Annotated in this window: 9 protein-coding genes; 5 read left to right on the top strand and 4 right to left on the bottom strand. The window is 68.9% G+C overall.

The genetic code is table 11. The annotated features are described in order from the left end of the window. Nucleotides 1-142: 142 nt before the first annotated feature. Entirely contained in the window at nucleotides 143-1,183 is a 1,041-nt protein-coding gene (locus tag UK23_RS10970) for an NAD(P)-dependent alcohol dehydrogenase (RefSeq protein ID WP_045311322.1), read from the bottom strand. A 146-nt stretch (nucleotides 1,184-1,329) separates the two neighbouring features. Here UK23_RS10970 and UK23_RS10965 point away from each other — a divergent pair, with 146 nt between their 5' ends. Genes UK23_RS10965 through UK23_RS10950 form a run of 4 tightly spaced genes read left to right on the top strand, consistent with a single transcriptional unit; the run spans nucleotide 1,330 to nucleotide 3,425 of the window. Continuing rightward, entirely contained in the window at nucleotides 1,330-2,202 is an 873-nt protein-coding gene (locus UK23_RS10965; RefSeq protein WP_045311321.1) for a helix-turn-helix domain-containing protein, read from the top strand. Further along, complete coding sequence (locus UK23_RS10960) at nucleotides 2,199-2,483, top strand: SelT/SelW/SelH family protein (RefSeq protein WP_045311320.1); 285 nt, start codon at nucleotides 2,199-2,201, stop codon at nucleotides 2,481-2,483. Before UK23_RS10965 ends, UK23_RS10960 begins: the two co-directional genes overlap by 4 nt. 43 nt (nucleotides 2,484-2,526) lie before the next feature. Then, the gene (locus UK23_RS10955; protein WP_052684556.1) at nucleotides 2,527-3,024 is read left to right on the top strand and encodes a hypothetical protein; all 498 of its coding nucleotides are present in this window, start codon (nucleotides 2,527-2,529) and stop codon (nucleotides 3,022-3,024) included. Continuing rightward, nucleotides 3,021-3,425 carry an acyl-CoA thioesterase gene (locus UK23_RS10950; RefSeq protein WP_045311319.1) on the top strand — a complete coding sequence of 135 codons (405 nt, stop codon included), beginning with the start codon at nucleotides 3,021-3,023 and terminating at the stop codon, nucleotides 3,423-3,425. The genes UK23_RS10955 and UK23_RS10950 overlap by 4 nt, the downstream gene beginning before the upstream one ends. On the opposite strand, the gene UK23_RS10945 is transcribed toward UK23_RS10950, so the two are convergent. Next, on the bottom strand, nucleotides 3,422-4,351 hold the full coding sequence (locus UK23_RS10945) for a hypothetical protein (protein ID WP_045311318.1): 930 nt from the start codon (nucleotides 4,349-4,351) through the stop codon (nucleotides 3,422-3,424). The genes UK23_RS10950 and UK23_RS10945 overlap by 4 nt on opposite strands. A 162-nt stretch (nucleotides 4,352-4,513) precedes the next feature. On the opposite strand from UK23_RS10945, the gene UK23_RS10940 reads away from it, so the two are divergent. Then, nucleotides 4,514-5,170 carry an HAD family hydrolase gene (locus UK23_RS10940; protein ID WP_045311317.1) on the top strand — a complete coding sequence of 219 codons (657 nt, stop codon included), beginning with the start codon at nucleotides 4,514-4,516 and terminating at the stop codon, nucleotides 5,168-5,170. Between the two features lie 52 nt (nucleotides 5,171-5,222). On the opposite strand, the gene UK23_RS10935 is transcribed toward UK23_RS10940, so the two are convergent. Both UK23_RS10935 and UK23_RS10930 read right to left on the bottom strand, forming a co-directional pair. Beyond that, nucleotides 5,223-5,795, bottom strand: a complete 573-nt coding sequence (locus UK23_RS10935) for a dihydrofolate reductase family protein (RefSeq protein ID WP_045311316.1) — start codon at nucleotides 5,793-5,795, stop codon at nucleotides 5,223-5,225. A 255-nt stretch (nucleotides 5,796-6,050) separates the two neighbouring features. Further along, nucleotides 6,051-8,792: an ATP-binding protein gene (locus tag UK23_RS10930; protein ID WP_045311315.1), complete on the bottom strand. Its 2,742-nt coding sequence runs from the start codon at nucleotides 8,790-8,792 to the stop codon at nucleotides 6,051-6,053. Nucleotides 8,793-8,873: the final 81 nt, after the last annotated feature.

Here is an 8,873-nt window from a genome sequence, read left to right as displayed (position 1 = left end):
GACGTGGCCGATGCGGCCACCGTGCATGAGCTGGGCGAAGATCCGGCCGCCGTTGGCGTGCACGGTATCGGTCACGACCCGCCACGCCGGTGATGGCCGGTGCCGCCGAGTCCCACGAGTCAGGGATGCCCTGCCCACCTGGCTAGATCGTGGCGGTGTCGATCACGAACCGGTACCGCACGTCGCTCGACTGCACCCGCTCGTACGCCACGTTGATCTCGTCGGCGTTGATCAGCTCGATCTCCGCGCCCAGGCCGTGCTCGGCGCAGAAGTCCAGCATCTCCTGGGTCTCCGCGATGCCGCCGATCATCGAGCCAGCCAGCATCCTGCGCCCGACGATGAGCCCGAACATGTTCACCGAGACCGGCTCCTCGGGTGCGCCGACGTTGACCAGCACGCCCTCGGTCTTGAGCAGCCCGATGTACGCCGTGAAGTCGAGCGGTGCGGACACCGTGGAGACGATCACGTCGAACGTCCCGGCCAGCTCGGAGAACGTCGCCGGGTCGTTGGTGGCGCGGTAGTCGTGCGCGCCGAGCTTGAGGCCGTCGTCCTTCTTGCGCAACGACTGCGACAGCACGGTCACCTCGGCACCGAGCGCGGCAGCGATCTTGACGCCCATGTGACCGAGCCCGCCCAGGCCGACGATCGCGACCTTCTTGCCAGGGCCGACGTTCCAGTTCTTGAGCGGCGAGTACAGCGTGATGCCCGCGCACAGCAGCGGCGCGGCCACGTCCAGCGGAAGCGAGTCGGGAATCCGCACCGCGTAGTTCTCGTCGACGACGATCTGCTTCGAGTAGCCGCCGTAGGTGACGTCGCCGAACTTGTCGACGGCGTTGTAGGTCTGCGTGTTGCCCTTGACGCAGTGCTGCTCCAGGCCACGCAGGCAGTAGTCGCACTCGCGGCACGAGTCGACGAAGCAGCCGACGCCGACCCGGTCACCGACGGTGTAACGCGTGACCTCCGAACCGACCTCGGTGACCACACCGGCGATCTCGTGGCCGGGGACCATCGGGAAGATCGCCTCGCCCCAGCCCTCGTTGACCTGGTGGATGTCGGAGTGGCAGATGCCCGCGAACTTGATGTCGATCAGAACGTCGTGCGCGCCGACCGCGCGACGCTCGATGGTGGTGCGCTCCAGCGGTGCCTTGGGTGCGGGAGCGGCGTAGGCAGCGACGGTGCTCATCAGGGTTTCTCCTCGGTTTCGTCGTATCACCGAGAACACTGCCGAGTTCGTGAGGGGCCACCCAGACTCCTGGTTTTCGTACGTCTGCTGAACCTACTAATGGCAGTAGCAGGCACGACGTCACCGGTCCGGGGATACTCGGGGACATGACCGTCGATCCGCGCACCGAGCTGAGCGAGTTCCTGCGCAGCCGTCGAGCGCGGCTGTCACCCGACGACGTGGGCCTGCCCCGCTACGGCCGCACCCGCCGCGTGCCGGGTCTGCGCCGCGAGGAACTGGCGCAGCTCGCGGGCGTCTCGGTCGCCTACTACACGCGTCTTGAGCAGGGCAACGGGCGCAACGTCTCCGCCGAGGTGATCGACTCGATCGCCCGCGCACTGCGGTTGAACGAGGCCGAGCACACCTACCTGCGCAACCTGACGAACTGCCCGTACAGCGGCAAGAAGAAGTCGGCCCGTTCGCAGGTGCGTCCGACCCTTCAGCACCTGCTCGACAGTGTCGGCGTACCCGCCTACGTCGGCGGGCGGCGCGCGGACGTGCTCGCGTGGAACCCGATGGCCGCGGCGCTGTTCGGCGACTGGGGCCAGCTGCAGCCACGCGAACGCAACTGGGCCAGGTTCATCTTCCTGCAGCCCTCCTACCAGCAGCTGTTCGTCAACTGGGAGAGCAAGGCGGCGGACATCGTCGGGTTCCTGCGGATGGACGCGGGCTGCTACCCGAACGACCCCGAGCTCACCGCGCTGATCGGCGAGCTGTCGGTGAAGAGCGAGCTGTTCCGGCAGCTCTGGGCCAAGCACGACGTCAAGGAGAAGAACTTCGGCACCAAGCTGCTGCGTCACCCGCTCGTCGGTGAGCTGACGCTGCAGTACGAGTCGCTGAGGATGCCCGCCGAGCCGGACCTGTTCTTCACGACGTACTACGCGGAACCCGGCACCCCGTCCGCCGAGGCCTTGCAGCTGCTGGCCAGCTGGGGCGCCGACGCGACCCGCGACGGGGTCTCTGTTAAGACTCAGGGATGAGAACGCCGCGTCTGGAGATCGAGTACTGCACCCAGTGCCGGTGGCTGCTGCGCGCCGGGTGGACAGCGCAGGAGTTGCTGACCACGTTCACCACCGAACTGGGTGAGGTCGCGCTGATCCCCGGCACCGGTGGCGTGTTCGACGTGCGGATCGACGGCGAGACCGTCTGGTCGCGCAAGGAGCAGGAGGGCTTCCCGGACCTCGCCGTGCTCAAGCAGCTGGTGCGCGACCGGGTGGCCCCGGAACGTTCGTTGGGCCACACCGATCGCAAACACTCGTAGGTGTCTGCCGAACGACGTCCGCGCGGACGCCTGGGCTCGTATCGTGACCTTCGTGCATCCGAACCAGGGCTGGCAGCAGCAACCGCCGGGGTGGGGTCCTCCACCGAGGCCGAGCATCGCACCCGCGTTCCTCGCGGGCGGGCTGTGGCTGGTGGTGTCGGTGCTGTGCTTCGTGCTGGCAGCACTCAACTCCGAGCAGGGCAAGGGCGTCGCCCAGACCCCGGAGGCCGCCGTCGCGTTGATCGGGATCATCCTGCCGCGCGACGTCATCGGCAACGGTGACGCGGCGATCGCGGCCACCTACACCGCGGGCGGGGTGGTGCTGCTGCTCACCGCGCTGCTGATGGCGCGGCTCGGGTTCGCGCGCTGGATCCTGGCCGGGCTGGGGTTCCTCGTGTCCGTCTACTACGTCATCGCGATCGTGCGGCTGGCGGTCAACCACGCCGGCACGTTCATCATCGTGCCGGGCATCGCGCTGCTGCTGTGGCTGGCCGCGTCGATGATCTCGGTGATCCCGCCGGTCGGGAAGGCGATGCGGTGAGCTACCGCTTCAAGCCGCGGTTCTACGAGATCGACGGCCAGGGCGTCATGTTCTTCATGTGGTACCTGGGCCACGTGGACGAGGCGGTCGACGCCTTCTTCGCCGACCGCGGCCTGCCGCACAGCACGTGGCCGAGCATGGGGTTCGACGTCCACGCCGTGCACGTGGACGTCGACTTCAGCTCAGGCGTCCGGCGGCAGGACACGATCGAGGTGCAGCTCAGCACGTCCCGCATCGGAGGCAAGAGCTTCACGCTCGGCTTCGAGTTCCTCCGTGACGGCGAGATCGCCTGCCGCGGCAGCGTCGTCTACGCGACGGTGTCCACAGAGGACCATGAGACCATCGCGCTGCCGGACGTCCTGGTCAAGGTGCTCGGGGACGTCCGGCCGCCACGCGACTAGGCGCAGGTCCAGGTCACCGGAACCCAGGTGCCGGCAGCGGACTTGCGCTGCCCGGCGAGATCGTTGTTCTCCTGCACGGCGCGGACGCGTTCACCGACACCGAGCTCACCGAGGTAGTCGGTGCCGCGCCAGACCTTCACGGCGTTCCCACTGGCCTTCTCGGTCCACGTCGCCAGCTGACCTGCGCTGTTCACGCCGATCGGCGTCGGGCTGGTCACGTCGTAGCGCTGCAGGACCGCGCCGGTCGCGACGTCCCACCGGTACACGGCGTGGTAGTCGCCGAACTGCTTGCCGAGCGCCTGGCCCGCCTGGAACTTGCGGATGTTGAGGTTCGGCGAGCTCTCCAGATCACCCCGCGTCCCGTCCGGGTTCACCACGTAGCCCTTCTCGGTCACCGCGCGGCCGGCGTCGTCGATGCCCAGAGCCACGTCTTCGGCGACGAACCGGTAGGTGCCCGGCTGGCTGCGCGGCCACACCACGGTGCGGTAAGGCGGCCAGGAGGAGGAGTAGGCCGTGCCCACCACGTCTCCCGCCTCGTTGATGCCATCCGCGGACGTGCCGTTCTCCGCGGGCGATGGTGTGGGCAGAGTCTGGAAGATCCCGTCGCGGTACACGAAAGCCGTTCGGGTCCGCCCGTCCCAGCCCACGAGCTCCCCGCTGCCGTTGAGGCCGCGAAGCGAGATCTGGGTCGTGACCGGCGCGTTCACCGCGACGGACGCGCCGTTGTGCCAGAGCAGCAACGCTCCTGAGCTCGCCTGTCCCGCCAGGTTGCCGTTCGGTGCCGCGAACAGCGCCTGCCCGCTCGTGACGCCGGTGGGCAGCGGCAGTTCCGACGACGTCCAGGTGCAGAGGTCCTGCGCCTGCGCCGGCACGGCCGGTGCCAGCAGTGACAGGAGCGCAGCGCAAACCAACGTCGTGCGACGCATGTGAGTCCCCCAGTCGATCCATCCCCCAGTTGCACGGATTCTCACACGCGCCGGTCCACTTGGGAATCTGTCCGTTCGGATGAGTCCTTCGATACCATCCAGTCGCGTGCCAGCCGGTATCGAGACGCGGGCCGTGCGTTCTTCCACCACGGGAGGCCCGTCATGAAACGCTGCGTGATCTTCGACCTGGACGGCACGCTCGTCGACACCCCGCGCGGGATCGTCACGACGTTCGCCGCGGTGTTCGCCCAGCTCGGTCTGCCCACAGTGGACTCCGGCTCGGTCCGCGCCACGATCGGCCTCCCGCTGCCCGTGGCGTTCGCGAAGGTGCTCGGGATTCCCGACGACGACCCGGTCGTCGCGAGGTGCGTCGAGTTCTACCTGTCGACGTTCCGCGAGATCGTGCTGCCGAAAGCGCCGCGGCTGGTGTTCCCGGGCGTGGCCGACGGGCTGCGGTCGTTGCGGGAGGGCGGTTTCCTCCTCGCCGTCGCGACCAGCAAGTACCTCGCGAACGCCGAGGCGTTGCTCGTCGCTGCCGGTCTGCGCGAGGAGTTCTCCGTCGTCGTCGGCGCGGACCAGGTGTCGAGGCCGAAGCCCGATCCCGAGTCCGGTTTGCTGGTGCTGCAACGACTCGGCGTGTCCGCGGCGAACGCGGTGATGGTCGGCGACACGACGCACGACGTGCTGATGGCCCACGGGGCAGGGATGTCGTCGATCGGCGTCACGTACGGCGTGCACAGCGGCGAACAGCTGCTCAGCGCCAACCCGACCTGGCTCGTCGACTCGTTCCCCGGTGTCGTGGACATCGTCAGTGACTGACGAGCTGGAGCAGTGACTCGCCGGCGTGGATCCGCCTCGACGAACTGGTGCGTCAGCGCACCACGTCGTAGACCAGCTTCTGGATGCCGTTCGAGTACGTCTCGCTCTCGACGACCTTCAGCAGCTGCTTGTCCTTGTCGGTCTCGCTGAACAGCCGCTTGCCCGCGCCGAGCAGCACCGGGAACACCAGCAGGTGGTAGCGGTCGATCAGGCCCGCGTCGGACAGGTTGCGGTTGAGCGTCGCGCTGCCGTGGACGGAGATCGGGCCGCCCTCGGTCTCCTTCAGCGCGGCCACGTCGTCGAGCGACCGCAGGATCGTGATGTCGCCCCAGTTGTCGACGAGCTGGTCTTCCTTCAGCGTGCTGGAGACGACGTACTTCGGCATCACGTTGTACTTCGGGAAGTAGTCGAGGGTCGGCCACACCGGGGAGAACGCCTCGTAGCTGACCCGTCCCATCATCATCGCCGCGGCCTCGTCCTGCTCGCGGCCCTTGATCTCGTAGGCGGCCTCGTCGAACTCGATGTCCTTGAAGGTCCAGCCGGAGCTGCGGTGCCCGGGCTCGCCGCCGGGGGCTTCGACGACGCCGTCGAGCGAGACGAACGCGGTGGCGATCAGGGTGCGCATCGGAGTTCTCCTTGGCTGTTCTGACGTGGTGTTCTGTCAGTGCGTCGAACGGGAGACGCCGGTATCGACATCTCGTGCCAAGAAAGTTTCCGTCATCGGTTTCGACGGCGCTGGACACCCCACCGCGTCCAGCGCCACCGTTCACCTCAGCGTCGCACTGGACCAGGCCAGCCGTTTGCACGCATCTTGCTCCCCCTCCTCGAACACCCGGCATCACTCGGGCTTGGTGAGGAGTCTGCCGATCTCCGCGCGCGCCTACATGCGGGCGGACCCCCCAATTAGCGGGCGGGCGTAGCGGATGAGGTCGGCCCTGGACGTCTGGCCGGTGCGCTCGCGCAGGCTGGCGACGTGGCGTTCGACCGTTCGGGGGGACAGGAACAGCCGTTCGGCGATCTCGGCGTTGCCGAACCGTTCCACGACGAGCCGCAGCACCTCGAACTCACGGACCGTGACGCCGGCCTTGCGCAGCTCGGCGGGCACGGTGCCGTGGTCGCGCCGCCGTCGTTGCTTGGGCGCACCGGCTTCCCGGAGCAGCGCACGGCACGCGGCGGCGGCCGGCACGTCGAACCGGTGGAAGTGCTCCTCGGCCTCGCGCAACCACTCCAGCGGCTCGCCCCAGCCGTCGGCGAGCGCGGCCGGGCCGGCGAGCCTCAGCCCGAGGTAGCGCGGCAGGCCGAGTCCGGTGCTGAGCTCGAGTGCTTCCTGCGCGGCGACGTTCGCCTTGCTCGCCTGGCCATCGCGACCGTGCAGGATCGCGCGGCTCCACGCGAAGTACGTGCGGTGCAGCTGGACCTGCGCGAGGTGGGAGTCCGCGAGCCGTTCGTACTCCTGCCAGTTCGCGAGGCCGTGCGCGACCCTGACCAGCAGCCGCGGGCCCTGGTAGAACGTGCCACGCAGGATTCGCGGTTCGGTGACCTCGCTTTCGATCGCGTCGAACTCGGTCAGCGCGCGGTCGTACTGCTCCTCCATCAACGCGCAGACCGCCGAGCTGTAGGCCCAGATCTCCGCGGACCCGCCGTGATCGCGCAGTTGCGCCAACGCCTGGTCCGTCGCCTTGCGGTTGCCGTGCGTGGACGCGATGCCGGCCTCGATGGCGATCGCGAGCGCCCTCAACGCGTGCAGCCCGAGCTTCTCCGCGGCTTGTTTCGCTTGGACACCGTGTTCAGCGGCCTTGGCGTACTCGCCGCGGACGATGTAGGTCGCGCCGAGGTGGAGGTCGGCGGCGATCATGATCACTATCGCGCCGGCGTTCTCGGCCGCGCGTCTGGCCGCGTGCAGGGTGTCGACGCCGACGGTCAGGTACTTGTCCGTGATCCCCAGCTCCAGCAACGCTCTGAGCCGCCACGCCGCGAGTCCGTGCTGTTCCGCGACCTGCAGCCAGCGCTGGATGTGCTGCCGTGCCTCGGCGAGGTCCTGGCCTCTGGTGCACCGGGTGAGCACTTCGAGGGCTTCGCAGACGATCTCCGGAGTTCCGGTCGCCGCCGCGCGTCCGGCCAGTTCGCGGGCCTTGGGCAGGAGGTCGAGCTGGTTGAGTCCGAGCAGGAGCGCGGCTTTGACGACGTCGACGGCCGCGCAGGTCTCCTTGGCGGCCGCGATCAGGTCGAGCCCGCGTTCCCACTCGCCCGCGACGGCCGCGACTCTGGCCTGCGCCAGCCGCACCACGGCTCTTCGTTCCTGGTTGGCTCCGGACGCGGTCAAGGCCTGCTGAAGTCGTTCTCCCAACGCGAAAGCCCGCGCGCCGTTGTCCGCGGGCACGACCACCGCGGCCAGCGGGAGGACTGCGGCGAGTGCGTCGAGGAGGTCCGCGGCGAGGTCCGGGTCGGCACCCTGCAGTGCCTGACCGCGTTCGAGCAGCTCTATCGCGGTGCCGAATCTGCCCAGCGCGGCCGCGTGCCGTCCTGCCCTGGTCAGGCAGCCGACGGCTTTTGCGTGCTCACCACCTGCTGCCCAGAGTTCCGCGATGAGCTCCAACTCGTTGGGGCGCAAGGATTCCGTGGTTTCAGCGGCGGTGCGTGCCAGCGTCGCCCTGGCCGTCGGCGTCATGCGGCCGCGGATCGCGTCGGCGGTCAGCGCGTGCCGGAACGTGTGGCCGTTGAGCAGCTGCGCGCGTTCGGCCTGGTGCAGCAACTCCTCGTCCAGGCCGGTCATGGCTTGCACGACGTCCAGCGGGAACGTGCTGCCGAAGATCGCGGCCGCTTCGAGCAACGCGACGCAGCCGGGTTCGAGCGCGTCGACCCGTGCCAGCGTGGCGGCCGCGACCGTGGGCGGCACACCGGCCTGCAGGTCGCCGTTGAGCAGCTCCTCGACCACGAACGGCACTCCGTCCGCGGTCTTGGTGAGCGTCGCCAGCACGTCGTCCGGCGCGGGTTCACCGAGGCAGTGCCTTGCCAGCTCGGCAACTTCCGCGTCCGTCAACCCGCCCAGCCGCACCACACCCGCGACCCGGCGCGCCGCGGCCGCGTGCGCGAGCTGGTGCGCGCCATCGGGATGCGGCCGCAACGTGGCCAGGAGCAGGACGGGTTCGCCGGCGAGGTTGTCGAGCAGGTAGTCGACAACGGCCAGTGTCTCGTCGTCCGCGTCGTGCAGATCTTCAAGCACCACAACGGTTTTCTCGGCCGTGAGCAGTCGCAGGACCGCCTCGGCCCTGACCACGGCCGGATCCGGCACTCCGGCGGTCGCGTCCGGGGTCATCCTGAGCAGCACGGGCAGGTACGCGCCGAGCTGCTGCTCGTCCGGAACCGTCCTGCGAAAAGCCGACAGAACCGCCTCGCACAGCGCCCGCAACGGCACGGCTCGGCTGGCCCGCCCTCTGAGCACGCGGAACCCGCGCCGCGAGGCGTGCCCGGCGATCTCCGACGCGAGCCGCGACTTGCCGATTCCCGGTTCCCCCACCAGGAACGCCGCGCCACCGCGACGTTGCTCGGCCCGTGCCACCGCGGCCCGCAGTGCTGATGTCTCCGCGCTCCGGCCCACCAGCACGGGGGACGTGTACTGCATGCCGTGCAACCTACTGGGTCCGTCATCCGATCAGGAATCGAGAAGCGCGGATCACCGGCTGCTCTTAACGTTGTCCACAAC

The organism is Lentzea aerocolonigenes (assembly GCF_000955955.1).
Classification (GTDB): Bacteria; Actinomycetota; Actinomycetes; order Mycobacteriales; family Pseudonocardiaceae; genus Lentzea; species Lentzea aerocolonigenes_A.
This window is presented reverse-complemented; position numbering and strand designations above follow the sequence as displayed.